Here is a 24,309-nt window from a genome sequence, read left to right on the forward strand (position 1 = left end):
TTTTCTTTCTGTAATGGCAGTAAAAGACGCTGAATATATATGCTTCTGAAGGAGTTGAGCGTGATGGGCACACTTCAGGAGAAAGTGAGGCGTTTTCAAAAGAAAACCATTACGGAGTTAAGAGATAGGCAAAATGCTGATGGATCATGGACATTTTGCTTTGAAGGACCAATCATGACAAATTCCTTTTTTATTTTGCTCCTTACCTCACTAGATGAAGGCGAAAATGAAAAAGAACTGATATCATCCCTTGCAGCCGGCATTCATGCAAAACAGCAGCCAGACGGCACATTTATCAACTATCCCGATGAAACGCGCGGAAATCTAACGGCTACGGTCCAAGGATATGTCGGGATGCTGGCTTCAGGATGTTTTCACAGAACTGAGCCGCACATGAAGAAAGCTGAACAATTTATCATCTCACATGGCGGTTTGAGACATGTTCATTTTATGACAAAATGGATGCTTGCCGCGAACGGGCTTTATCCTTGGCCTGCTTTGTATTTACCATTATCACTCATGGCGCTCCCCCCAACATTGCCGATTCATTTCTATCAGTTCAGCTCATATGCCCGTATTCATTTTGCTCCTATGGCTGTAACACTCAATCAGCGATTTTTCCTTATTAACCGCAATATTTCATCTCTTCACCATCTCGATCCGCACATGACAAAAAATCCTTTCACTTGGCTTCGGTCTGATGCTTTCGAAGAAAGAGATCTCACGTCTATTTTGTCACATTGGAAACGCGTTTTTCATGCACCATTTGCTTTTCAGCAGCTGGGCCTACAGACAGCTAAAACGTATATGCTGGACCGGATTGAAAAAGATGGAACATTATACAGCTATGCGAGCGCAACCATATATATGGTTTACAGCCTTCTGTCACTTGGTGTGTCACACTATTCTCCTGTTATCAGGAGGGCGATTACCGGCATTAAATCACTGGTGACTAAATGCAACGGGGTTCCTTATCTGGAAAACTCTACTTCAACTGTTTGGGATACAGCTCTAATCAGCTATGCCCTACAAAAAAATGGTGTGACCGAAACGGATGGCTCTGTTACAAAAGCAGCCGACTTTTTGCTAGAACGCCAGCATACCAAAACAGCAGATTGGTCTGTCAAAAATCCAAATTCAGTTCCTGGCGGCTGGGGGTTTTCAAACATTAATACAAATAACCCTGACTGTGACGACACTGCAGCCGTTTTAAAGGCGATTCCCCGCAATCATTCTCCTGCAGCATGGGAGCGGGGGGTATCTTGGCTTTTATCGATGCAAAACAATGACGGCGGATTTTCTGCTTTCGAAAAAAACGTGAACCATCCGCTGATCCGCCTGCTGCCGCTTGAATCCGCCGAGGACGCTGCAGTTGACCCTTCAACCGCCGACCTCACCGGACGTGTACTGCACTTTTTAGGCGAGAAAGTTGGCTTCACAAAAAAACATCAACATATTCAACGCGCTGTGAACTGGCTTTTCGAACATCAGGAACAAAATGGGTCATGGTACGGCAGATGGGGTGTTTGCTACATTTACGGCACTTGGGCTGCTCTTACTGGTATGCATGCATGCGGGGTTGACCGAAAGCATCCCGGTATACAAAAGGCTCTGCGTTGGCTCAAATCCATACAAAATGATGACGGAAGCTGGGGAGAATCCTGCAAAAGCGCCGAAATCAAAACATATGTACCGCTTCATAGAGGAACCATTGTACAAACGGCCTGGGCTTTAGACGCTTTGCTCACATATGAAAATTCCGAACACCCGTCAGTTGTGAATGGCATGCAATACCTTACCGACAGCAGTTCGCATAGTGCCGATAGCCTCGCATATCCAGCAGGGATCGGATTGCCGAAGCAATTTTATATTCGCTATCACAGTTATCCATATGTATTCTCTTTGCTGGCTGTCGGGAAGTATTTAGATTCTATTGAAAAGGAGACAGCAAATGAAACGTGAATCTTATCAAACGGAGATGTTCAATTGGTGTGAAGCCCTGAAAGACCAGATTCAAAAGCGGGGACAGCTTGACCAGTTTGAAGATCAAATCGACAAGATGATTGAGGCTCTTGAAGATGATCAAACAACAGAAGAAGATTGGTATAAACAGGCCGCTGCCCTTTATCGGGATATAACAGAATCAGATGATACAAGTGAAAGACGCGCTTATGTCCCTATAGGGAAACACGTGCTGCCAAAGCTTCCCTACAAATACTCCGCCTTAGAACCTTATATTTCACGCGATATTATGGTCCTTCATCATACAAAACATCATCAAAGCTATGTCGATGGCCTGAACAAAGCAGAATCAGAGCTTAAAAAAGCGAGAGCGACAAAGAATTATGACTTAATCACTCATTGGGAAAGAGAGCTTGCGTTCCATGGAGCAGGCCATTATTTGCATAGTATTTTTTGGTTTTCTATGCATCCAAACGGAAAACGGCGTCCTACAGGGGCATTGTTCCAAATGATAGACCTTTCATTTGGAAGCTATTCCGCTTTTAAAGAACATTTTACCCAAGCCGCTAAAAAAGTGGAAGGCGTCGGCTGGGCCATTCTGGTCTGGGCACCTCGATCAGGACGGCTGGAGATTTTAACGGCAGAAAAACACCAGCTCTTCAGCCAATGGGATGTAATCCCCCTTTTACCGCTTGACGTATGGGAGCATGCCTACTATTTGCAATACAAAAATGACCGGGCCAGCTATGTCGATCACTGGTGGAATGTCGTGGATTGGCGCGAGGCTGAAAAACGTTTTGAGCAGGCAAAAGAAGTCGTTTGGAAGCTCTATTAAAAAAAGCCCCCTTTCCTCGGGGGCTCCGTGTTTTAAAAAATCCCTACCACATGCAAAAACACGATGATGATGGCAACAGGAGATAGATATCGAATGAGCAGCAGCCAAACCGCAAACCACTTTCGTTTGAGATTGGAACCGCTTTTCAGCTCGTCAAACAAATCCTGTTTCGGTATTTTAAGCGGGACAAAAATCGAAATCAGTAACGCACCTAACGGCATTAAAATATTGCTCACAAGATAGTCGGCCGCATCAAAAATAGACAGATGAAATATAGTGACGTCACTTAAGACACCGTATGATAATGCAGACGGCACACCGACAATAAAAATAGCAATTCCGCCTAACCAAGCGAATCGTTTTCTCTTATTGACATCGCCTTTCGACAGTACTGCGACCAAAATTTCCAGCATTGAAAAAGCAGATGTCAATGCAGCAAATAAAAATAGAAGTAAAAATGCTAATAAAAAGATAATTCCGAACGGCATTTGATTAAACACAGTCGGCAGCACGTTAAATAACAGAACCGGGCCTTGGTCTGGTTTGAGGCCGAATGAAAAGACAGCTGGAAAAATCGCAATTCCGGCCATTACAGCAACAAGCATGTTCATAACAGTTACAGATACAGCGGACTGTACCAGATTTTCCTGTTTCTCTAAATAAGCGCTATACGTTACCATGACAGATACACCGACACTTAATAAGAAAAAGGATTGTCCCATTGCATATAAAATGGTATTGGCATCAATTGCAGTTAAATCAGGCATCAGGAAAAATTTGATTCCTTCCATCGCGCCATCAAGTGTAACCGAACGCACCATTAAAATGATGAATAATAGAAAAAGCGCCGGCATTAATACTTGGCTTGCTTTTTCAATTCCGCTGCTTACCCCTTTTGCAACAACTAAAATTGTTACCACCATAAAGAGCAGCTGGCCTCCTACAGCCAAATAAGGATTTGAAATGGTACTTGCAAATATCGTATCAAAACCAGATGTTTGCGATAAACCGCCAGTGAAGCCTTTTATAATATAAATTAAAATCCATCCGCCTACGACACTGTAGAAAGATAGAAGAATAAAGCACGTCACCATACCTAAATAACCGATCCAATGCCACTTCGTTCCTGGAGCAAGTGTTTTATAGGACTGAACGGCATCTTTCTGTGTTCTTCTGCCTATGATGAATTCACCTAACAATAAAGGCAGTCCGATTAAAACCGTAAATAAAATAAAAATAAGTAAAAATGCGCCTCCTCCGCTGGTTCCGGCAACATATGGGAATTTCCATATCGCACCAAGCCCGATAGCTGATCCTGCCGCGGCTAAAATAAAGCCGAGCTTCGAAGACCATTGATTTGCTTCCTTCACCGTATCACTCCTATTTGATCTAACCATTATAAAGGTTCATTGTAAGAATATCTTCCTATATAGTCAAGAACATTTTAATTAGTTTACATTATATATCTATAGACATCTGCTAAAAACTAATATTGAATTATTCAGAAAATTATTTATAATAAGAGAATGTTATGAAATTTGTAAGAATTTCTGCTGAAGTTCTTGATAAGTGTGTTAGGAGTGTTTTTATGGACATCATTAGAAAAATAAGTCATTTTGCAGGACAAACCTTTGGCATATGGGTCATTGTTTTTGCAGTGCTGGGATTTTCTTTCCCATCTTTATTTACGTGGATCAGTTCTTATATTACGATTTTTCTTGGCATTATCATGTTTGGGATGGGCCTTACACTGCAAGCCGATGATTTCAAAGAGCTGGTAAGAAAGCCTTGGCAAGTTATTATTGGAGTAATAGCCCAGTATACGATCATGCCGCTCGTTGCTTTCGGCCTCGCATTTGGGCTTCATCTTCCAGCTCAAATCGCAGTTGGTGTTATTCTTGTCGGCTGCTGTCCCGGGGGAACTGCATCTAATGTTATGACATTCTTAGCAAAAGGAAATACTGCCCTTTCTGTTGCGGTTACGACAATTTCTACCTTATTGGCACCTGTTGTAACACCGTTGTTGATTATGCTGTTTGCCAAAGAATGGCTTCCTGTCTCGCCAGGGTCTTTGTTTATCTCAATCTTACAGGCGGTTTTATTTCCGATCATTGCAGGTCTGATTGTCAAAATGTTTTTCAGAAAACAAGTGGCAAAAGCCGTACATGCCCTTCCTCTTGTTTCTGTCATTGGCATCGTTGCGATTGTCTCAGCTGTCGTCAGCGGCAATCGGGAAAATCTGCTTCAATCGGGGTTGCTCATTTTTTCAGTTGTTATCCTGCATAACGGTATCGGTTATTTACTTGGGTTTCTTTGTGCAAAGCTTTTAAAAATGGATTACCCGTCTCAAAAAGCGATCGCAATCGAAGTCGGCATGCAAAACTCCGGACTTGGGGCTGCACTTGCCACGGCTCATTTCTCACCGCTATCTGCCGTACCAAGCGCAATATTCAGTGTGTGGCATAACCTTTCAGGTTCTATGCTTGCAACATATTGGTCGAAAAAAGTGAAAAAGAAACGAGCTGGATCCAAAAGCAGCAATCTATCACTTTAAATATGCATCAAAAAAGGTACATCACTTTATCGTGATGTACCCTTTTTTATTATCCTTCTAATAAAAGCTGTTCAGGATCTTCCAGTAAATTTTTGATTGTCACGAGGAAACCAACCGCTTCTTTACCGTCTACAATTCGGTGATCATAAGATAAAGCGATATACATCATCGGACGGTTTTCGAAACGCTCTTCATCAATGGCTACAGGGCGCAGTTGAATCTTATGCATGCCCAGTATACCGACTTGCGGGCTGTTTAAAATTGGAGTTGACATCAATGAACCGAAAGTCCCTCCGTTTGTAATCGTGAAGGAGCCTCCCTGAAGCTCGCTAAGGGTTAATTTATTGTTTCTTGCTTTTTTCGCAAGCTCGCCGATCTCTTTTTCGATTCCTGCAAATGTCAGGCGATCCGCATCCCGCACAACCGGAACGACAAGGCCTTCATCAGCAGCAACAGCGATTCCGATATCGTAGAATTTTTTAACGATCAACTCATCGCCTTGAATTTCTGCATTCAACAGCGGATATTTTTTCAATGCAGCCACGACCGCTTTCGTGAAGAAAGACATAAAGCCGAGCTTCACTTCATTTTGCTCAAAGAATTGATCTTTGCGGCGTTTTCTGAGATTCATGACAGCCGTCATGTCCACTTCATTAAATGTGGTCAGCATCGCTGATGTTTGCTGTACCTCTACAAGGCGTTTTGCAATCGTTTGTCTGCGGCGTGACATTTTTTGCACTTCAACAGGTTTGTCAAAGCTTTGCTGTGCTTTTTGAGCCTGAGGCTGCTGCTTTTGCTGAGGAGCCGGTTTTGATGCCGGTTTTTCGTACGCTTCGACATCCTGCTTGCGCACTCTTCCAAGCGGATCTCCAGTTGGAACTTGAGACAGGTCAATTCCTTTTTCTCTCGCCAGCTTACGGGCCGACGGAGAAGCAATTGTTCTTGATTTTGCTTCAGATTGTGCTTCCTCGCTCACCTCTTGTGCAGCTGGTTCAGCCTGTTTCTCTTCTTTTACGCTTTCCTTGCTTTCTGCTTTCTCTGTAGGAGCAGGGGCAGAACTTTCACCCGCGCCTTCTGAAATCGTACCGATAATTTCTCCGACCTGGACGGTATCACCCGAATCTTTCAATACCTCTTGAAGTACACCCGATTCTTCTGCTGTCAATTCAACATTCACTTTATCCGTTTCTAGTTCAAGCAGATATTCACCCTGTTCTACATAGTCACCAGGCTGCTTTAACCATTGGGCTATTGTTCCTTCTGAGATTGATTCTGCTAATTCAGGTACCTTAATTTCCGCCATTTTTTCATTTCCCCCTTAGTTTTTGCGAGTCAAGCTATCAGATACAATACGTTCCTGTTCTTTTTTATGAACTGTCGGATCTCCCTCTGCAGGGCTGGATCGTCTTCTTCGTCCAATATATTGAACGCTTACTCCCTCTGGTGCAATCTCTGTCAAATACGGGCTGATATAACCCCAAGCCCCCATGTTCTGCGGCTCTTCCTGCACCCAAACGATTTCTTTCAGGTTCGGAAGTTTTGCAAATAATTCTTTGACTCCTTTTGCCGGGAATGGATACAGCTGTTCGATTCTCGCAATGTGAAGCCACTCTTTACCGTCTTCTAACTTATTAAAATGATCACTGATGTCTATAGACACTTTACCGCTGGATAATACAAGTCTGGTTACTTTTTCATAGTCATGAGAAAGTCCCGACTGTTCATAAACAGGCTGGAAGCGGCTTTCGCTGAGCTCCTGCACTTCCGACACCGTATTTGGGTTGCGAAGAAGGCTCTTCGGCGTCATAATGACGAGCGGTCTGATTTCTTCACGAAGCAGCATTTTAGCCTGTCTTCTTAAAATATGGAAATACTGTGCCGCGCTTGTCAGGTTGGCAACCGTCCAGTTGTTTTCCGCTGCAAGCTGCAGGAATCGCTCGATTCTTCCGCTTGAGTGCTCAGGCCCCTGTCCCTCGTAACCGTGCGGAAGCAGCATGACTAATCCGGATTTTTGGCCCCATTTCGCGCGTCCGGCAGAAATAAATTGGTCAAAATACACTTGAGCAGCGTTGGCAAAATCTCCGTACTGCGCTTCCCACAAAACAAGCGTTTCCGGTGAATGCACGTTATAGCCGTATTCAAAACCGAGAACCGATCCTTCAGACAGCGGGCTGTTATGAACAGCAAATGATGTGTTGCAGTCAGATAAGTGATGAAGCGGCACAAATTCTTCGCCCGTCTCACTGTCATGAAGCACAAGGTTTCTTTGGGCAAACGTTCCGCGCTCGGAATCCTGTCCTGTTAAACGAATCGGTGTTCCGTCTTTCAAAATTGAAGCAAACGCGAGTGATTCTGCCAAAGACCATTCCACTTTTCTGTCATCATCGAACGCCTTGGCGCGTCTTTCTAAAATGCGCTTTAGCTTGCCGAAAACATTAAATGACTCCGGCCAGTTGATCAATTCGCCATTCAGCTTGCGGAGCACATCAAAATCAATCGAAGTGTCCACATCTGGGAAACCGTTTGATACAGGCTCTGGAAGTTCAATTTCACAGGCAGTGTGTTCCTTTTTAGACGGAACTTTCTGATATGCATCTTCAATGCGCTTCGTTACCGATTTTTCGATGTTTTGAACAACTTCCTCGGTAAGCACGCCTTCTTTTACCAGCTTTTCAGCGAAAATTTGTTTGACGGTCGGATGCTTTCTGACAGCGTCATACAGCATTGGCTGAGTGGTTGACGGTTCATCCATTTCGTTGTGTCCATAGCGTCTGTACCCGATCAAATCAATCAGAAAATCTTTGTTGAATGTTTTTCGGTATTCGACCGCAAACTTAACAGCTGAAAGACAAGCTTCAGGATCGTCCGCATTCACGTGAACAATCGGAATTTCATAACCCTTGGCCAGGTCGCTGGCATATTTTGTCGATCTGGATTCAGCGCTTTCTGTTGTGAATCCGATCATGTTATTGGCGATAATATGAATCGCACCGCCTACTTGATACCCTTTTAAAGAGCTTAAATTCAATGTTTCAGCTACAATTCCTTCCCCAGGGAATGCAGCGTCTCCATGGATTAAAATGGCCAGCGATTTTGTTTCATCTTGTACCGGGTATCCGCTTTGTGTTCGCGTTTCCTGTGCCGCTCTTGTGCTGCCTTCAACAATCGGATTGATAAATTCCAAGTGGCTCGGGTTGTTCGCTAACGTAATGCGCGCTGATTTTGTTTCAGCGTCTTGAAGCTCCCGATTCGCCCCCAAATGGTATTTGACATCCCCTGTCCATCCGTAGCTGATTCCAATTGATCCCTCAGACGGGACAAGATCTTTGTTCGGCGCATGCTGGAATTCAGAGAAGATGATTTCATACGGTTTGCCGAGCACATGTGCCAAGACATTCAGGCGTCCCCTGTGCGCCATCCCGATGTTGACACTTGTCGTACCTGATTTGACAGATTGTGCAATAATGTCATCAAGCACTGGAACAAGAGCGTCCAGACCCTCAATGGAAAAGCGCTTCTGCCCTACGAATGTGCGGTGCAAAAACTGCTCGAAGCCCTCTACTTCAGTCAGTCTTTCCAGCACAGCCGACAGTTTTTCAGCTGAGTTCTTCTGGAACAGCTCGCCAGATTCAATCTTTCTTGTCAGCCACTCGCGCTCTTTGAAGTCATGCACATGGTCAAATTCAAAAGAGATGGTTCTTTTATACGTATTTCGTAAATACTGAATGGCTTCTAAACCGTTCGTAATGTTTTTAGGAGCGTCTTTGCAGATGACAGACGCAGGTATTGCTTTTATTTCCTCTTCTGTTAGCCCGTAATCGGATAATGGAAAAAGTTCGCTCTTTTTCCCATCCTTTCTGAGCGGATTGACGGAAGCGTTCAAATGGCCATAGGTTCGGATATCTTCTGCAAGTCTGACTGCGGATGCGATCTTTTGAATCAGATCGGCTGTAACACGTCCCTTTTCTTTTGTTCCCGAGGCCTCTTTTATATCGCTTGGCGGAGCACCGAGCTCGTCGAACATTTCCTTCAAATCCGGGTCAATGCTGTCCGGATCCTGGGTATATTGATCGTAAAGCTCCAGCGCATAGCCGAGGTTCGGACCGTAAAAATCTTCCCAATTCATTCGTTGTTTCATACTATTTTGAAACATTTGAATATTACCCCCAACTTAGATAATCAAGTGATTGATTCACTATCTTGAAATAACTTTCGAACGCTGTGTCCAAAATTATGTAATAAAAACGCTTCCAACGATATTTTACCACTGTTTGCAATTTGATTCTACCTTGATTGTTCACAAAATAGTAAAAAACCTTTATAAAAAACAAAAAATTTAATCATTCGAAAAAACAAACGCCAAAAAGCATAGGATTAAGGGCTACCCTATGCTTTTATGAAGCAGTTTTTTCAGCAACGGATACAGAACATCCGGTAACTGATCAACATCCGGGACAAATATACTGAATTTTCCGTACATATCCTGGATCGTCTTCATTTGCGATTCTTCTATTTCTGAGTTGGAGAGAAAAACATTTATCACTTCTATTCCTCTTTTTCGGGCTTCGATAACCGCCTCACTTGTATCGACGATCCCATTTTGTTCGTAGCCAAATGCGGCCGGCTCTCCATCTGAGAAAACAATTAAGAACTTTTGCGCCTCGCTGCGATGCAGCATTTTTTTCGTCATCTGCCTAATTGCGTACCCGTCACGGTTATCTTCTTCTGGCTCAAGCTGCATAATGGCCGGTCCAGACTCTTGTCTTAATGATGATCGGAAGGGAATAACCGTATTGAAATAGTTTGGCTGGCTTGTTTCGGTTGCATCATTTGTGTCCTCCCAGAACCCGACAATCTGATGCGGAACCGCTACCGATTTCAACGCTTCGTGAAACAGCACGATTCCTCGTTTTGTTTCGTCCATTTTGTCGAACATGCTGGCTGAACAATCGACCAGCAATGTAAAAACTGCGTCGATTTCTGAAGATGGTTCTTGCTTTTTGTAGAACAGGCGCGGATTTCGCTCAGTGAAGTAGCGAAGAAGCTTATTGTTCAGTCTCCCGACATGAAGGTCTGTTCTCGGCAATGTTTTTTTATGCTCCAGTGTTTTTTGAATCATTTGTTTCAAACGCTTTTGATACGACTCAATCGTTTTTGCCTGCTGTTTATAAGAAAGCTCTTCTTCATTTGTTGCCGGCTGCGGTTCTTTATAAATTGGAAATGCGTATTTATTTTCTTTGCCGTCAGCCATACCCGCTCCGTTCGGCTGGTCTTTTTGGGACTCCAGCGCTTCAAGCTTGGAATAGTCTTTCCGTTTCGTTTGTCTGGCTGATCCTTGAACAGAGCCAAGGGCCTGATCTCCATCGTCGCCTTCCCTTGAAGCATCTTTTCCTAAATCTGATTTTGCGCCGTGTTCAATATCAAATTGAAGGAAGCTTTTAGACGGTGCTTCTGTTTCCCGGTGCCATGTCGGCATTTCTTCTTCATGGATATCCTCATCACCGTCTGATTGTTTTGGAAGCGTGATGTCATCACTCAGCTTCGGCGCTTTTTTCTCTTCTTCAAATAACGGCTGTTCTGCAGCTTTTGCGTAGTCAAGCTCAGGCAAAAAGAAGTAGGTGTTCAACATGTCTTTATCGAGCACCTCTTCAAGTCCGTCCATGAGGTCCTCAACAATTTTCAGAACCTGCCGTGTCGAATCTGCTTCATACACACGCAAGAGCTGCTGCTCAATAAACGGGCGCATCAGATCGATATCTTCACGTATGGATGGAAGGGTCTCGAGCGGCGATTCCGCTGTGAGCTTGACATAGATCGCGCAAAAGAGCGCATCGGTAAAAATGCTTCGTTCCAAATTTAAGGTCAGCTGGGTTGAGAAATGTTTTCTGTACATGTCTTTTCGCTTCGCAAATACATGTTTCGTACCCGGACGCTCACGTTTGATGCATTCTTCGATCCTAATGTCTTCAAGCAGCATAAAGAGCTGCTTGGCAAAACTTTTAAAGGTGAGATGACGATGGATATCATTCAAAAAGTTCGCAAACTCATGCAGCGAGCTATATCTTGTTCCGACTGAACGCAGGTAGACGTCGCTTTTCAGACCCGCTTCCATGTCCTCAGCTGCCCTGTCTTTCCAAAAGTGGCTCATATAGATTTTCTTTTCAAATGGATTGTAATAGGACTGAACGCCATACTCCACTTCTACCGCTTCACTCTTGGTGAGTGTTTTGGCCAAATCAGTCAGCATCATAAATAAAAATGAATCAATCGTGCTGTCGTTAAATTTGATAAATTTCATCGCAGCCCCCTCATTCAAATAGAGTTTCTGCAATATTTCGGACGGCCGCTTTTTCCCGATCATCATCAAGCTTTTCTACAATTCCCCGCTCAATGGCACGACGCGGCGGAATATAAGCAGCTAAATCACATGTATCGAGTAAAGCTCTGATGGATGCCGCTTCTTCAGACACCTGTCCGTTATTGGCCTGAACGATCAAGTCAGAGGAAAGCGTGATAAATCTGTCAATCAATTTCTCGTCTTTCAGGGCTGACTGAGACATGAGCACTTGTTTCAGCAGCTCGCCTTTAATATAAGGCACATCAATGATGACAAAACGGTTTTTCAACGCTTCATTCAGAGGAACAGTTCCGACATAGCCTTCATTGATGGCTGCAATGACTCCGAAACCGCTTTTAGCCCGTATGACCTCGCCTGTAAACGGATTTGTCATCATTTTTCTGTAATCTAATACACCGTTTAAAATAGGCAGTGTTTCTGGCTTCGCCATATTGATTTCATCTATATAAAGAAAATGGCCTTCCTTCATTGCCTTTGTAACAGGTCCTGAAACAAACTCGATTGTCGCCTGGCCAGATTGATTTTCAATCGTTTTATAACCGACCAATGCCTCAGCATCCAAGTCGACTGAACAGTTGACGCTGTGCATCGGTTTATGAAAATAGCTGGACAATGTTTCTGCCAACTTTGTTTTTCCTGAACCTGTAGGCCCTTTCAGCAGGACATTTTTCCCCATGGCTAATGCAATAATGGCGTCAAATAGAATGGCTTCATCCTCCGCCTCATAGCCTGATGTTCCTATAAGCGATTGAAACTCCGGGGAAATAGGCTGCTCTTTATATGATAAAAGCTTTTGTTGTATATCTTCCGGCAATGTTAAGTGCTGTAGTTGAGTTGTCATAGACAGATTCCCTTTCCTATTCATATTCCATTAACGAGTATACTAAAAAAGCCCCTGTATGCTCAATACAAAAGGGCTTGGATGATATTACTGCTTCTCGTTATTTCCCAAAAGGGCTCCGCAGACAATACGCGCACCGGAATTGCCGCTTGGGTTTGTCAGATAATCGTCCGCTTGTTCATGAATAATAAATGCACTTCCGTCCTCGTCGAGAATATTTAGTTTACTTCCTTTTTTCAGTGAAGTGTCAGGCGCATTCATTATGACATCTACCTTTCCATCAGCACCGACTTCAAGGTTCGGCAGATCTCCGGCATGATGCCCCATCGGATTATTGAAGCCGTGTTCTTTGTTCAGCGGATTAAAGGGACCGCCCGCTGATTCAAAATCCGGCCTGACACAAGAACCTTTCTCATAAATATGAAAACCGAGAGAAGCACCTGGACGCAGGCTGTTTGCGGAAATATGAATATCGAGGCCTTCATCATCTGATTCTTTGATCTCTATAAAGCCGACTGCTTTCCCTTCACGATTGACCAACTGGACATGATGACCAAACGCTGACGTTTCAACCACTTTTTTTTCCGGCACCCGGTTAGGAGGGTCTGGAGGTTTTTTTTGTCCGCATCCGGCAACTCCCAGTGCCGTCAGCATCATCAACAGCAAGAGACGGTACATACTGTCTCCCCCTTGTTTTTTCTAACAGTGTGGTCAATCATTGTCTGGTATAAACAAAAAAGCCTATAAAAGGCTTTTTGTCATACTCATTTTTAAAAATAACTTCTTGCGCCCAAGTACCGCTGTTTCCAATACGAATTGCTGAGATTGGAAATGTCGACGCCCGATGAGCTTGCATGAATAAAATCACCGCCGCCTAGATAAATCCCCATGTGAGACGGGCCGGATTTATATGTGGTAAAGAAGACAAAGTCTCCTACTGACGGCTGGCTGACTTTCTGCATGACATTCCAATACCCTGCCGTACTCAATCTTGATATAGATGATACATTATTAATGAGGTAATAAATGAAGCCGCTGCAATCAAAACCGGCAGGCGTGTTTCCGCCCCATCGGTAAGGCACTCCGACATATTTTTTCGCTTCCGTTATCATTCTGTCAATCTTCGAACCTATTTGAATGTTTGACCCTGAGTTATCTTTTGGCTTTGTTGGCTTTGTCGGATTTGAAGGATTAGATTTTGATGCTCCCGAAATAGTCAGAACCTGCCCGATTTGCAGCACATCCGATGATAAATTGTTTTTATCACGGATGCTTTGGACAGTGACTCCGAGCCGATTTGCAATTTTCCACAGTGAATCGCCTGCTTTTACCTTGTACGTCGTTGTTTTTGAGGGATTGGAGTTTGACGGCTTTTTGGAACCGCTGTTTCCGTTCTTAGGTGAACTGCTTCCTTTTATTTTGAGCACCTGTTTAGGATAAAGTGTATCTGATGTTAAGCCATTTAAGGTTTTTAATTCGGCTACAGTCATATTTAAGCTGTTTGCGATTTTCCACAGTGAGTCACCAAGCTTGACCGTATATGTACTTTTTGAAGAACCTGAAGAATTGGAACCGCTGTTTTTCTTTGGTCCATTTGATCCGCTTGAACTGCTTGTCCCTTTGATCTTAAGCTTTTGCCCCGGACGAATCAGGTCACTGCTCAGGCTGTTTAAGCTTTTAAGCTCAGAAACACTCATTTTATGATTTTTAGCAATCATCCATAGGGAATCACCATATGCAACTGTGTATGTTGATGTTTTGCTTGAGTTAGATGGGGATGTCGTGCTTTTTTTGCTGCTTTCAGGAACCTTAAGGCTTTGTCCGACATAAAGCACCGTTGATTTCAATTTGTTTTCGGATTTCAGAGCTGATATTGTCGTATCATACTGGCGGGAAAGTTTCCAAAGAGAGTCACCGCTTTTTACTTTTATCGTTTTTGCTTCCGCGGGTGCTGCGGCCATCGACGACCCAACAACTGCAGAAACAGCCAAGCCGGCTACAATCTTCTTTTTCATTCATTCAACCTCCTAAACTGTTTTTTTGTAAAAACAGCTAGTATTTTGTTTCCAAAAATGGCACACAACTGTTTTATCGTCAATTTTTCAGCAAGTTAAACCCTTTTCAAACATTTGGCGCAGCATTTTCAGCATCGTTCGACCTTTAAACCTTCAAATAAACATCTAACATTTTACATAAGCACGATATGTTTTTCGAAAGTCTAAGGAACTATTTAAGTGAGGGTAAAAATGATGGTTTTCTATCGATGAACGAAGCAGTTTCTCCTCCTTTCTTGTCTATTTTTCTAATCAATTCTCTATCGGCGTGTCAAATCCCTTCCTCTGCATTCTTATGAAATGGCAAAAAGCCTGTTCTTTCGATAAGAACAGGCTTTTACACTATGCATTTGCTGATTGAGTTTTTTGTTTTACAGCTTCAAGAATGCTGTCGGCTGCTTTTTTAGAGCCGCCTGCCGCTTTCAGTGATTGTCCAATTTCTTTTGCCTTTTCAGCATACGAACGATTATTCATTACTTCTTGTATCGTCTCTTTCAGTAGGCTTTCAGACAATTCTTCCTTTTTAATTACTTTTCCTGCGCCGACTTTTTCTACCTGATCTGCGACAACAAATTGGTCGCCTCCCATCGGAATGACAACGAGCGGGGTTTCAAAATACAAACCTTCACTTGTGCTGTTCATTCCGCCGTGGGTCACAAATAAGCTGGCTCTTTTCAAGATCTCAAGCTGAGGGACATACGGGCGTACAATGAAATTCTCCGGAATGTCGTTTAACTCACTTGTTTTAATATGCTTGCCGATGGAAAGCACAACTTTACCGTCAAAGTCCTTACACACTTCAAGGCATTGATTAAAAAACTGCTTTTGATTATTAAAAATGGTTCCCATTGAAATAAACAGCACGTTTTCATTGTCAATCTGATCAAATGGGAAATCATTGTTTCCGGCTCTTTCTGTAATGGAAGGACCGACAAATACATATCGCTCGCCAAATTGCTCAGCCAGTGGCTGAAATCCCCTTGATGTAAAGACGATTGTCAAGTCACCATCAGCTAAAAAAACATCAAATGGCTTCTTGATCTCTGCTTGAAAATCAGCATTTAACGTTTCTGCAAGCTGCTGGTATGATTCATAATGAGGTGAATCTTCAAGTGATCCTTTCATGTACGCTCCCATCATTTCCTTCGCAAATTCCTCATTCATCGCAAAGGTTGTACACAATGAAAATCTTGGCAGCTTCAGCATGTTGGCAATGACTTTACCCGCGAGAAGATGGTGATCATATATGACATAATCATACGATTCATGTTTGACTTCCTCATAAATATGAGTCGCGATATCCTTACAGGCTTTCAAAAAAGCGCAGAGCATTTCTGTGAAATCTCTTTCTTCATCGCCGGTTGCGTTTTTCCCGAAGTAATCTCCCCTGAAATCATGATACTCACGAAACTCTATATCAAGAGCTGTGATTTTTTCTTTATATTCCTTCACTGCGTAGTACGTAATGTTTTCTCCCCGGGATTTCAGCTCCTTCATCACACCGATAGAGGGATTAATATGCCCTTCACCGGGGAAACCGATCATTAATACATTTGCCATGCGGCAGCACCCTTCCTTTGAAAATTTATATAATATTTTATACGGTACTATAAATACATAAACAGGTAAAGTATTTCACTTTATTAATATTCATTACATATAACTTTTCTACCAGCTTATATTCCCTGTCTTCAAGACAAAAAGCATTCAGCTTGAAGCGAATGCTTTAATAAAGATACGAATTCAGTCATTTTGTCTCATGATAGGATTCTTAATCAGGCCCTTTTTATTATTTTTACGTTCTTGGTGAAATTAACGGATATAATACACCGTCTTTGGCAAACGACATCTTCCCTGTTTCCTCTGAAACCACGAGCACCAGTGCATCCGTATAGCCCGACATACCGAGAGCCGCCCGGTGCCGGGTTCCCAAATGGATATCCACTTCCTTCGTCGTCAGCGGGAGCACATTGGCTGCTGACACGAGTTTGTTTTCCCTCACTAATAAAGCGCCGTCATGAAGAGGGTTTCCGGGAAAAAAGATGCTTTCAATTAATGAAGAGCTGATCTCGGCGTGTAGGGAGGTGCCTTTTTGAATAAAATGTTCAACCGGGTCTGCTCTTTCAATCACAATTAAAGCTCCATGCTTATGTTCCGATAAGGCTTTAATCGCCTTGGCCAGCTCAATAAATGCCGGCGTAAATTCCTCAATGTATGATTGCAAATAAAAGGAGGATGCAATCCCCTGCATGTCCTGAAATATGTGCCCCAAATCATCTAATTCACAAAGGAGACACTGGTCTTTTTCGTGAAGCGTTTTCAAGATTAGAGATGCATCACCTAATATTTGCTCTAGGTACACCTGTATTTTCCCCTTGAACGCATTTTCTGATATCTGCTCATAGCGCATAATCTTCATCTCCTGTTCAAATTTCCAACTTTTCACGAATGCTTATCTTATTGATGCACATTCTATTGGTAAAGGAGGGATGTAAAGAATGGAAATCGAAAGAATCATTCAGTATATTTGCACCTTTTTAGGCGTGATTTCGCTTTCTTTTATTTATGCCCAAATGTTTAGAAAAACGAAACCAACAAAAAAAGAATAGGCCCGGCGTTCATTGCTTTTTATACATAAAATGTTATAATTTCTCTCGTTATGAAAAAGAAACGGAGATCAATGTATGAAAGAAACTCAAAACGCCCGGGAAAAAATCAAACAGCTCTTGCACATTTTAATACCGATATTCATTACCCAGGCGGGGCTTTCTCTTATGACTTTTCTAGATACGGTGATGTCAGGGAAAGTCAGCCCCGCTGATTTAGCGGGTGTCGCGATTGGCTCAAGCCTTTGGACCCCTGTTTACACAGGACTTGCAGGTATATTAATGGCGGTCACCCCGATTGTCGCTCAGCTATTAGGCGCAGAGAAAAAACAGAAGATCCCCTTTACTGTTTTACAGGCTGTATACGTGGCCGCGCTACTTAGCATCGCCGTTTTATTGATTGGATATGCTGCAGTTGACCTTATTCTTGGCCGATTGAACCTTGATATTCACGTGCATCAGATTGCTAAACACTTTTTAGGCTTTTTATCACTGGGAATTTTCCCTTTATTTGTTTACACCGTGTTGAGATCATTCATCGACTCATTAGGAAAAACGAGAGTCACCATGATGATTACACTCAGTTCTCTTCCAATCAATTTTGTATTGAATTATGTATTTATCTTCGGGAAGTTCGGAATGCCGGGACTTGGGGGTGTAGGCGCGGGGCTGGCATCCGCGTTAACTTACTGGTGTATCTGCATCATCAGTTTTTTCATTATTCATAAAAACGCACCGTTTTCTGAATACGGGATTTTCCTTACCATGTATAAGTTCTCTTGGAAAGCATGCAAAAATTTGCTCAAAATCGGGCTGCCTATTGGGTTCGCCGTGTTTTTTGAAACGAGCATTTTCGCAGCTGTCACGCTTCTCATGAGCCATTTTCATACAGTGACCATCGCGTCCCACCAGGCAGCCATGAATTTTGCGTCTCTTTTATATATGCTGCCGCTTAGCGTGTCCATGGCTCTAACAATTGTTGTCGGGTTTGAAGCGGGTGCAGCCCGTTTTAAGGACGCACGCTCATATAGCTTAATCGGCATCATGATGGCGATCGGCTTTTCTTTGTTCACTGCCGCCTGTATCCTTTTATTCAGAGAGCAAATTGCGGGCATGTACACTTCTGACCCCGATGTGCTCCGGCTGACACAGCACTTTTTAATTTATGCGCTATTTTTTCAGCTTTCCGATGCTGTTGCCGCACCGATCCAGGGAGCACTCAGAGGGTACAAAGATGTGAACTATACGCTTGCGGCAGCTTTTGTCTCTTACTGGGTCATTGGCCTTCCGGTCGGTTATATGGTCGGTACGTTTACAAGCCTCGGTGCATTCGGCTATTGGATTGGATTAATAGCAGGACTCGCCGCCGGAGCAGTTGGGCTGTTTTTCAGGCTGGCAAAACTGCAAAAACGTTATTCGCAAAAACAACACATTTAAAAGAGGTGATCAATCATGGCAAAAAACAAAAAATTATTCGAGTATCTTTCCCAGCATGCGAAAACCATCAGTTCAACGTGGTATGAAACAATCGAGGAGACTGATCCCAATTCCATTTATGCCTCAACAGATCCTGTTGTCATTCACAATTTAAAGAGCCAGAATCTTGCCTTTAACTATAAAATAAACCGTATTTTTATAGATGATGAGGACGTATACTTGCCTATACTGAAAGATTGGGCCTTTGAAGTCACACAGGATCAAGAGCATTTAAAAACTCCTATCCACTATATTATTCGGGAGTTTGTCAGAGTGAGAGATTTATATGTTTCCTATGTGAAAGAATTTGTCCATCTCAATCAGGATACTGTGAAAAGCGAAGAAGCCGAAGACCTGTATCACGCCCTTATAAAAGCGTTTGATCTTGTGATTCATATTTTTATAGAAGAAATGTACAAAAACACAAGCCTTCAGCTTCAGGCCCAAAAAGATATGATTACTGAATTGAGCGCTCCGGTCATCGTGCTGTTTCACAGCGTCGGACTGCTGCCTTTAATCGGAGATATTGATACAGTCCGCGCCAAGCTGATTATGGAAAACACACTGCATCAATGTGCGAAAAAAAAGGTGACACAACTGTATATTGATTTGTCAGGAGTAGCTGTGATTGATACGATGGTTGCCCATCAGCTGTTCAGTCTGATTGAGGCGCTTCGTTTAATCGGTGTTTCTTCAACTTTGTCTGGAATCCGTCCGGAAATCGCGCAAACAGCGGTTCAGCTAGGTTTGTCTTTCGAAGGTATTTCCTTGAGATCCACTCTCGCTTCAGCAATTGCATCGGACTTAAAATTAAAAAAGGTATAAGGCTTAAGGCCTTATACCTTTTTGATTAATCATTCCATTGATACGTCCAATATATTTCTTCTTCAAACCATGTTGCCATAACAGGTTCATTATTTTTCAATTTCTCTTCAAGCTCTCTGAGCATGCCTTCTGTTTGTGTGCGGTGAGCTCTTAACGCATTCATTTTAATATCAGCTACTTCTTTGATATCAAGCACGACATCAGCTTCGCCGAGAACCTCTTCTCTGTTGCGGGTAATGGCCATGCAGATTGTACGCGGACGGTCTTCTTTCTTTTTGCGATATAATGCACGGATAACCGCTTCCCCGCATGCATCATGGTCAGGGTGCACACCGTGTCCGGGATAAAATGTGACAATTAAACTTGGTTTTACATCATCTATGATCTCTTCCATGATATCAGCTAAATACTCATCATCTTCAAATTCGAGCGTTTTGTCACGGAGTCCAAGCATACGAAGGTCATTGATATCCATTTCTTTGCAGGCATTGATGAGCTCTTGTTTTCTTAATAGCGGCAACGTTTCCCGATTCGCGAAAAATGGATCGCCCATATTTCTGCCCATTTCACCTAAAGTGGCGCAGGCATACGTAACGGGAATGTCTTTTTTTCTGTTTAAGGCAATGAGGCCTGCCACTCCATATGATTCATCATCAGGGTGAGGCAGGATTACTAGTACATGTTCTTTCATTATTATTCACCCTTTTCTTTAAACTGTGAACGGTTTTTCGCTGATTTGCAGAGAAATAGCCAGTTTACCGCCCGGCAGGTGTCCCGCCATTAATAAACGGTTTTCTTCATCTACCGTGTATTCAGTCAAGCCTTCAGCATAAATCCAGCCTTCTTCTGTTTTCAAGCCAACGCGGTAAGGCCCGTTGCCTTTGATTTTTGCCTGATGATAAGTGACTTTTGCATTGCGGATATACGCAACAACCGTCATGTTCTTTTCATTTAAATGCGCTGAATAAGAACCTGTGGTGGTTTCTAAATGGATATATACAGGGCGGTCCGCATATCGTTCTAAAGATGCTTGCACATCTTCTTTTATGATCGCTTTCATGATTGCTCCCCTCTTTCTTCTTTTAAATACTCTGCACGTTCTGTATGTAATTTGACCAGCTGATATTTCACAGCCGGTTCGAGCTGTGAATTCACAATGCGCTGAATCGCGGCAAAATATTTTTCCAGCATCGGTTTTCGGAGTCTTGGATGTGTTCGTTTATCCAAGAGCTCGAGATCAATCGCCTCTGCTACCGCTTCTGCGTCATCATGTGCGAGAGATCGGTTATTCCAAAGTGAAGCATAGGCTTTCACTATCTCTTTATCATTGTCCATTGTCTTGCTCCTTTATGTCTTACATACATGAAATGATTATACATAATATATGCATCAGCTGAAAAGCCAAAGGCCTCAATGGCTTTTTGACGCCCGTTTCCACTTCACTTGTGAAAACGTAAACAAGATCAGCGCAGCCCATATACAGCTGAATGTAAAAGCCTTCGAGCTGGAAAATGGTTCATTGTAAACAAACAGCCCGATCAGAAGGGTAATGGTCGGCGCAATATATTGTAAGATACCGACTTGATACAGTGGCAGCCGTTTCGCTCCTTCCGCAAACAATAAGAGCGGCAAAGCCGTAAACACACCGGCCAAAAAGAGAAGCAGCCACGTCCCTCCGCTTTCTGCACCCGCTGGCTGAACATGTCCGCTGAACAGCAAATACCCTAATGCAATCGGCATAATCATGAATGTTTCCAGCGTTAAACCGATTGCGCTCGGCAGGCTTGTTCTTTTTTTGCTTAACCCGTACAGCCCAAAGCTGAATGCGAGGAGAAGCGCAACATAAGGAATGGAGCCGTATTGGAACGCCGAGATGATGACACCGGCTGCCGCAATCGAAACGGCCACTAATTGCAGGCGATTCAGTTTTTCCTTTAAAAATAAAATCCCAAGGAGCACTGATACAAGCGGATTAATGTAATAGCCAAGACTAGCCTCAAGCAAAAAGCCATGGTTGACAGCCCATATGTATACAAACCAGTTGATCGAAATCAGGATAGAAGCAAGAAATAAAGAGAGGATCCCTCCGTTCTTTTTCAAAGAGCACAGTTCCTGCCATCCTAATTTCCATTGCCGCAAGAAAAAAAGTACGATACACATAAAAACAAAAGACCATATAATACGATGAGCCAAAATATCAAGAGCCGGCAGCTGTTCGAGAAGCTTCCAATAGAGCGGAAACAGGCCCCACATGATAAAGGAAACGGCTGTGTAAATAACGCCTTTTTTTGTTTCTGAATATTGCATTTATATCCCTGCCTTTCTTTAGAGCATCTTATATTATATCACGTGAAAGATCTGGCGGGCATATACTATTTTGTCCGTGAAGAAAGGATGTGAAGACAATGTTTGAGTGGAACAAGTACTTTCCTTTCCACAATCAATTTTCTAAAGAAGCATTAAAAAAAGCTGATCCGAAAGAAGTTGAAACGTATGTCAATCGTGTGATGGAAAGTGTGTTCGGCAGTGATTATGCGGCTCAATTTCCTTTCCGCGATCCTCTCCCCCAAAAAGAACATCCCGCCAAACCTGATGTCAAACCTGATATTGATATATTCGAAACTGCTGACCATGTGTTTGTAAAGGTGCCAATCAGCGAAGAATGGCTGGAACAAGTGAGAATCAAACACACATCTCACGAATTATGGTTGGAAAACCTCCCAAGAGCAGATCATCCGAAAAAAGTAAACCTTCCTTGTTTAGTCAAACGCAAAGGAACAAAAGCCGTCTATAAGGATGGCCTTCTGGAAGTCATGTTTCAAAAGCAGCAAGACTACAATATGTCCGAGGTAGAAATCATCCGATAAAAAACGGCCTGCAATCGATGCAGGCCGTTTTTTATTAATAGAAGCCGGGATATCCCCCGTATGGCACGCCAGCACCAAAACCGTACGGTCCGCCTCCATATCCATAAGGGCCAGGAGGATAGGCATAGGGACGAGAATAGTTAAACAGCGCACTCCCGAGAAAACCGCCTAATAAACCGCCGACTAGAGGAGCGCCAAACAAAAAAGGACTACGCGCCGGATATCCGGCTGGACCTGGGATTCCGCGTAAATACGAATGATGAGGGTACATGATTTTTTCCTCCTTTATGTCTGCCTATACGTAAAGTATTCAGCAAGGAAGAAAAACGATTGGGCTACGGACTGTCTATGATTGTTACATCACAAGCCCTGCCAATAACACACAGCCGAGCCCTGTAACCGAAAGAATTGTTGTAAGCAGCGTCCAGGTTTGAAATGTTTCTTTCATGCTCAAGCCGAAAAATTCCTTTACCATCCAAAATCCTGCATCATTTACATGACACGCAATGACACTGCCGGCTCCTGTTGCAAGCACCATTAACGCGGGGTTTACACTGCCAGCCTCCATAAGCGGAGCTGCCATTCCCGCTGTGGTAAGCGCAGCCACGGTAGCAGAGCCTAGACACAGACGCAGAACCGCGGCGATGGTCCATGCAACGAATAGCGGCGACATGTTTGTTTGACGGAAAAAATCAGCGACATAATCGCCGACCCCGCCGTCAATCAGCACCTGTTTAAACGCTCCTCCCCCTCCTATGATGAGCAGCATCATCGCAATTTGCGAAATTGATTCTGAAATAGATCTGCTGATTTCCTGCATAGATATTTTACGGGCATATCCCATCGTATAGAGTGCAAGCAACAGCGAAATGAGCATTGCCGTTCCCGGAGTGCCGATAAATTCTATAATGTCTTTTCCTTTTGAATGTTCACTCAATAATAAAGAAAAAACTGTTGCCATTGCCATAAAGATAACCGGGAATAAAGACGTGACAGCACTGATCGCAAAGCCCGGTGTTTCATTCAGCTGAAATTCTTTCCTTGGTCCTAACCCCGATAGGTTTCCATGCTTTTGATACGCACCAGGAAACCGTTTCATCGCAAATTTATTAAATAAAGGCCCGGCAATCACAGTTGTCGGAACAGCGATGATGATTCCAAAAAGCAGCACCTGGCCAATATGGGCACCATATGCAACTGAGATAGCAGTTGGAGCAGGATGCGGGGGCAAAAATCCGTGAGTAACATTTAAGGCGGCGGCCATCGGGATTCCCAGATACAGAAAAGACATTTTTAATTCTTTAGCAATCGCGTAAACAATCGGTATCAACAGAACAAGACCCACTTCAAAAAACAGCGCAATACCGATGATAAAAGAGGCAACCACAACCGCCGCCTGTATTCGTTTCCTCCCGAATTTGCCAATCAGCGTAATGGCAATCCGATAGCCGCCCCCAGCATCTGAGACAAGCCTCCCAAGCATCGCGCCAAGTCCAAACACTAAAGCTAAATGCCCCAGCTGCCCGCCAATTCCAGCCTCAATTGAAAGAACAATTTTATTGATATCCATTCCAAGTCCGATGGCTACTAAAAATGAAACGACAATCAGTGAGACAAAGGTATTTAATTTTACTTTAATAATGAGAAATAACAGAATCAGCACTCCGACAGCTACAATTAAAATCGGCATGGTACCCCTCCAAAAGTGTTTTATATGATTCTCGCGACAATGTTTTGGCGCTTTTCATGCCTAGACGAACAGAAAACGCTTTCATTAATAACTAAAAACGTCTTGGTTATATGATTGTTATCTTTTGATCAACTAATATGTTCATACTAATCTCCTAATCAATGACTGTCAATCGTTTTTATGAGCTTGTCTCGATTACCTACCGCCTAACCCAATGATTTATTAGTTATATGTTGATTAA

At 43.1% G+C, this 24,309-nt stretch carries 21 protein-coding genes; 6 read left to right on the plus strand and 15 right to left on the minus strand.

Going from position 1 to position 24,309, the window contains the following annotated elements; translation table 11 throughout:
• Nucleotides 1-63: 63 nt before the first annotated feature.
• On the plus strand, nucleotides 64-1,962 hold the full coding sequence (sqhC, locus tag NSQ83_RS10650; RefSeq protein WP_339238363.1) for a sporulenol synthase: 1,899 nt from the start codon (nucleotides 64-66) through the stop codon (nucleotides 1,960-1,962).
• Nucleotides 1,952-2,797, plus strand: a complete 846-nt coding sequence (locus NSQ83_RS10655) for a superoxide dismutase (protein ID WP_015251901.1) — start codon at nucleotides 1,952-1,954, stop codon at nucleotides 2,795-2,797. Before sqhC ends, NSQ83_RS10655 begins: the two co-directional genes overlap by 11 nt.
• A gap of 32 nt (nucleotides 2,798-2,829) precedes the next feature.
• On the opposite strand, the gene NSQ83_RS10660 is transcribed toward NSQ83_RS10655, so the two are convergent.
• Nucleotides 2,830-4,167 (minus strand): sodium-dependent transporter, encoded by a 1,338-nt coding sequence (locus NSQ83_RS10660; protein WP_014477075.1) that lies wholly within the window; start codon nucleotides 4,165-4,167, stop codon nucleotides 2,830-2,832.
• Nucleotides 4,168-4,385: 218 nt separating this feature from the next.
• Between NSQ83_RS10660 and NSQ83_RS10665 the strand changes: the two genes are divergently transcribed.
• Nucleotides 4,386-5,351, plus strand: coding sequence for a bile acid:sodium symporter family protein (locus NSQ83_RS10665; RefSeq protein ID WP_029726822.1), 966 nt, complete (start codon nucleotides 4,386-4,388; stop codon nucleotides 5,349-5,351).
• A gap of 49 nt (nucleotides 5,352-5,400) precedes the next feature.
• Here the strand turns inward: NSQ83_RS10665 and odhB are convergent, their stop codons facing one another.
• The 8 genes from odhB to cdaS all read right to left on the minus strand — a co-directional run bounded on the left by odhB (nucleotide 5,401) and on the right by cdaS (nucleotide 17,023).
• On the minus strand, nucleotides 5,401-6,654 hold the full coding sequence (odhB, locus tag NSQ83_RS10670; RefSeq protein ID WP_014477077.1) for a 2-oxoglutarate dehydrogenase complex dihydrolipoyllysine-residue succinyltransferase: 1,254 nt from the start codon (nucleotides 6,652-6,654) through the stop codon (nucleotides 5,401-5,403).
• A gap of 15 nt (nucleotides 6,655-6,669) precedes the next feature.
• Entirely contained in the window at nucleotides 6,670-9,504 is a 2,835-nt protein-coding gene (sucA, locus tag NSQ83_RS10675) for a 2-oxoglutarate dehydrogenase E1 component (RefSeq protein WP_080529430.1), read from the minus strand.
• A 228-nt stretch (nucleotides 9,505-9,732) separates the two neighbouring features.
• The gene (locus NSQ83_RS10680) at nucleotides 9,733-11,649 is read right to left on the minus strand and encodes a nitric oxide reductase activation protein NorD (protein WP_128422278.1); all 1,917 of its coding nucleotides are present in this window, start codon (nucleotides 11,647-11,649) and stop codon (nucleotides 9,733-9,735) included.
• A 10-nt stretch (nucleotides 11,650-11,659) separates the two neighbouring features.
• A complete protein-coding gene (locus NSQ83_RS10685) occupies nucleotides 11,660-12,574 on the minus strand; it encodes a MoxR family ATPase (protein ID WP_015251896.1) in 915 nt (304 codons plus the stop codon).
• Between the two features lie 63 nt (nucleotides 12,575-12,637).
• Entirely contained in the window at nucleotides 12,638-13,228 is a 591-nt protein-coding gene (locus tag NSQ83_RS10690) for a superoxide dismutase family protein (protein ID WP_015251895.1), read from the minus strand.
• A gap of 92 nt (nucleotides 13,229-13,320) precedes the next feature.
• On the minus strand, nucleotides 13,321-14,565 hold the full coding sequence (gene cwlS / locus NSQ83_RS10695) for a D-gamma-glutamyl-meso-diaminopimelic acid endopeptidase CwlS (RefSeq protein WP_046663362.1): 1,245 nt from the start codon (nucleotides 14,563-14,565) through the stop codon (nucleotides 13,321-13,323).
• Between the two features lie 381 nt (nucleotides 14,566-14,946).
• On the minus strand, nucleotides 14,947-16,164 hold the full coding sequence (locus tag NSQ83_RS10700; RefSeq protein ID WP_004399256.1) for a macrolide family glycosyltransferase: 1,218 nt from the start codon (nucleotides 16,162-16,164) through the stop codon (nucleotides 14,947-14,949).
• A gap of 235 nt (nucleotides 16,165-16,399) precedes the next feature.
• A complete protein-coding gene (gene cdaS / locus NSQ83_RS10705) occupies nucleotides 16,400-17,023 on the minus strand; it encodes a cyclic di-AMP synthase CdaS (protein WP_015251893.1) in 624 nt (207 codons plus the stop codon).
• Nucleotides 17,024-17,288: 265 nt separating this feature from the next.
• Here cdaS and NSQ83_RS10710 point away from each other — a divergent pair, with 265 nt between their 5' ends.
• On the plus strand, nucleotides 17,289-18,647 hold the full coding sequence (locus NSQ83_RS10710) for an MATE family efflux transporter (RefSeq protein WP_106073492.1): 1,359 nt from the start codon (nucleotides 17,289-17,291) through the stop codon (nucleotides 18,645-18,647).
• 15 nt (nucleotides 18,648-18,662) lie between these two features.
• The gene (rsbRC, locus tag NSQ83_RS10715; RefSeq protein WP_128422279.1) at nucleotides 18,663-19,511 is read left to right on the plus strand and encodes an RsbT co-antagonist RsbRC; all 849 of its coding nucleotides are present in this window, start codon (nucleotides 18,663-18,665) and stop codon (nucleotides 19,509-19,511) included.
• Nucleotides 19,512-19,536: 25 nt separating this feature from the next.
• Here rsbRC and bshB2 read toward each other — a convergent pair whose 3' ends face one another.
• The 4 genes from bshB2 to rarD all read right to left on the minus strand — a co-directional run bounded on the left by bshB2 (nucleotide 19,537) and on the right by rarD (nucleotide 21,818).
• On the minus strand, nucleotides 19,537-20,202 hold the full coding sequence (bshB2, locus tag NSQ83_RS10720) for a bacillithiol biosynthesis deacetylase BshB2 (protein WP_003231215.1): 666 nt from the start codon (nucleotides 20,200-20,202) through the stop codon (nucleotides 19,537-19,539).
• Nucleotides 20,203-20,220: 18 nt separating this feature from the next.
• Entirely contained in the window at nucleotides 20,221-20,571 is a 351-nt protein-coding gene (locus tag NSQ83_RS10725) for a YojF family protein (protein WP_003231213.1), read from the minus strand.
• Nucleotides 20,568-20,846, minus strand: a complete 279-nt coding sequence (locus NSQ83_RS10730) for a hypothetical protein (RefSeq protein ID WP_003231211.1) — start codon at nucleotides 20,844-20,846, stop codon at nucleotides 20,568-20,570. The genes NSQ83_RS10725 and NSQ83_RS10730 overlap by 4 nt, the downstream gene beginning before the upstream one ends.
• Before the next feature lie 75 nt (nucleotides 20,847-20,921).
• A complete protein-coding gene (gene rarD, locus NSQ83_RS10735; RefSeq protein ID WP_119899497.1) occupies nucleotides 20,922-21,818 on the minus strand; it encodes an EamA family transporter RarD in 897 nt (298 codons plus the stop codon).
• 98 nt (nucleotides 21,819-21,916) lie between these two features.
• Here rarD and gerT point away from each other — a divergent pair, with 98 nt between their 5' ends.
• Nucleotides 21,917-22,378: a spore germination protein GerT gene (gene gerT, locus NSQ83_RS10740; RefSeq protein ID WP_038427762.1), complete on the plus strand. Its 462-nt coding sequence runs from the start codon at nucleotides 21,917-21,919 to the stop codon at nucleotides 22,376-22,378.
• A 34-nt stretch (nucleotides 22,379-22,412) separates the two neighbouring features.
• Here gerT and NSQ83_RS10745 read toward each other — a convergent pair whose 3' ends face one another.
• Nucleotides 22,413-22,649 (minus strand): hypothetical protein, encoded by a 237-nt coding sequence (locus tag NSQ83_RS10745; protein ID WP_004399366.1) that lies wholly within the window; start codon nucleotides 22,647-22,649, stop codon nucleotides 22,413-22,415.
• Between the two features lie 84 nt (nucleotides 22,650-22,733).
• Nucleotides 22,734-24,068: a gluconate:H+ symporter gene (locus tag NSQ83_RS10750; RefSeq protein WP_144500736.1), complete on the minus strand. Its 1,335-nt coding sequence runs from the start codon at nucleotides 24,066-24,068 to the stop codon at nucleotides 22,734-22,736.
• Nucleotides 24,069-24,309 lie beyond the last annotated feature (241 nt).

Origin of the sequence: Bacillus sp. PS217 (assembly GCF_037963535.1) — a bacterium.
Lineage (GTDB): Bacteria > Bacillota > Bacilli > Bacillales > Bacillaceae > Bacillus > Bacillus subtilis.

Coding starts and splice junctions, on each gene's coding strand:
- sqhC (WP_339238363.1), top strand. CDS start 64: ATGGGCACACTTCAGGAGAAAGTGAGGCGTTTTCAAAAGAAAACCATT.
- NSQ83_RS10655 (WP_015251901.1), top strand. CDS start 1,952: ATGAAACGTGAATCTTATCAAACGGAGATGTTCAATTGGTGTGAAGCC.
- NSQ83_RS10665 (WP_029726822.1), top strand. CDS start 4,386: ATGGACATCATTAGAAAAATAAGTCATTTTGCAGGACAAACCTTTGGC.
- odhB (WP_014477077.1), bottom strand. CDS start 6,654: ATGGCGGAAATTAAGGTACCTGAATTAGCAGAATCAATCTCAGAAGGA.
- sucA (WP_080529430.1), bottom strand. CDS start 9,504: ATGTTTCAAAATAGTATGAAACAACGAATGAATTGGGAAGATTTTTAC.
- NSQ83_RS10680 (WP_128422278.1), bottom strand. CDS start 11,649: ATGAAATTTATCAAATTTAACGACAGCACGATTGATTCATTTTTATTT.
- NSQ83_RS10685 (WP_015251896.1), bottom strand. CDS start 12,574: ATGAATAGGAAAGGGAATCTGTCTATGACAACTCAACTACAGCACTTA.
- NSQ83_RS10690 (WP_015251895.1), bottom strand. CDS start 13,228: ATGTACCGTCTCTTGCTGTTGATGATGCTGACGGCACTGGGAGTTGCC.
- cwlS (WP_046663362.1), bottom strand. CDS start 14,565: ATGAAAAAGAAGATTGTAGCCGGCTTGGCTGTTTCTGCAGTTGTTGGG.
- NSQ83_RS10700 (WP_004399256.1), bottom strand. CDS start 16,164: ATGGCAAATGTATTAATGATCGGTTTCCCCGGTGAAGGGCATATTAAT.
- cdaS (WP_015251893.1), bottom strand. CDS start 17,023: ATGAAGATTATGCGCTATGAGCAGATATCAGAAAATGCGTTCAAGGGG.
- NSQ83_RS10710 (WP_106073492.1), top strand. CDS start 17,289: ATGAAAGAAACTCAAAACGCCCGGGAAAAAATCAAACAGCTCTTGCAC.
- rsbRC (WP_128422279.1), top strand. CDS start 18,663: ATGGCAAAAAACAAAAAATTATTCGAGTATCTTTCCCAGCATGCGAAA.
- bshB2 (WP_003231215.1), bottom strand. CDS start 20,202: ATGAAAGAACATGTACTAGTAATCCTGCCTCACCCTGATGATGAATCA.
- NSQ83_RS10725 (WP_003231213.1), bottom strand. CDS start 20,571: ATGAAAGCGATCATAAAAGAAGATGTGCAAGCATCTTTAGAACGATAT.
- NSQ83_RS10730 (WP_003231211.1), bottom strand. CDS start 20,846: ATGGACAATGATAAAGAGATAGTGAAAGCCTATGCTTCACTTTGGAAT.
- rarD (WP_119899497.1), bottom strand. CDS start 21,818: ATGCAATATTCAGAAACAAAAAAAGGCGTTATTTACACAGCCGTTTCC.
- gerT (WP_038427762.1), top strand. CDS start 21,917: ATGTTTGAGTGGAACAAGTACTTTCCTTTCCACAATCAATTTTCTAAA.
- NSQ83_RS10745 (WP_004399366.1), bottom strand. CDS start 22,649: ATGTACCCTCATCATTCGTATTTACGCGGAATCCCAGGTCCAGCCGGA.
- NSQ83_RS10750 (WP_144500736.1), bottom strand. CDS start 24,068: ATGCCGATTTTAATTGTAGCTGTCGGAGTGCTGATTCTGTTATTTCTC.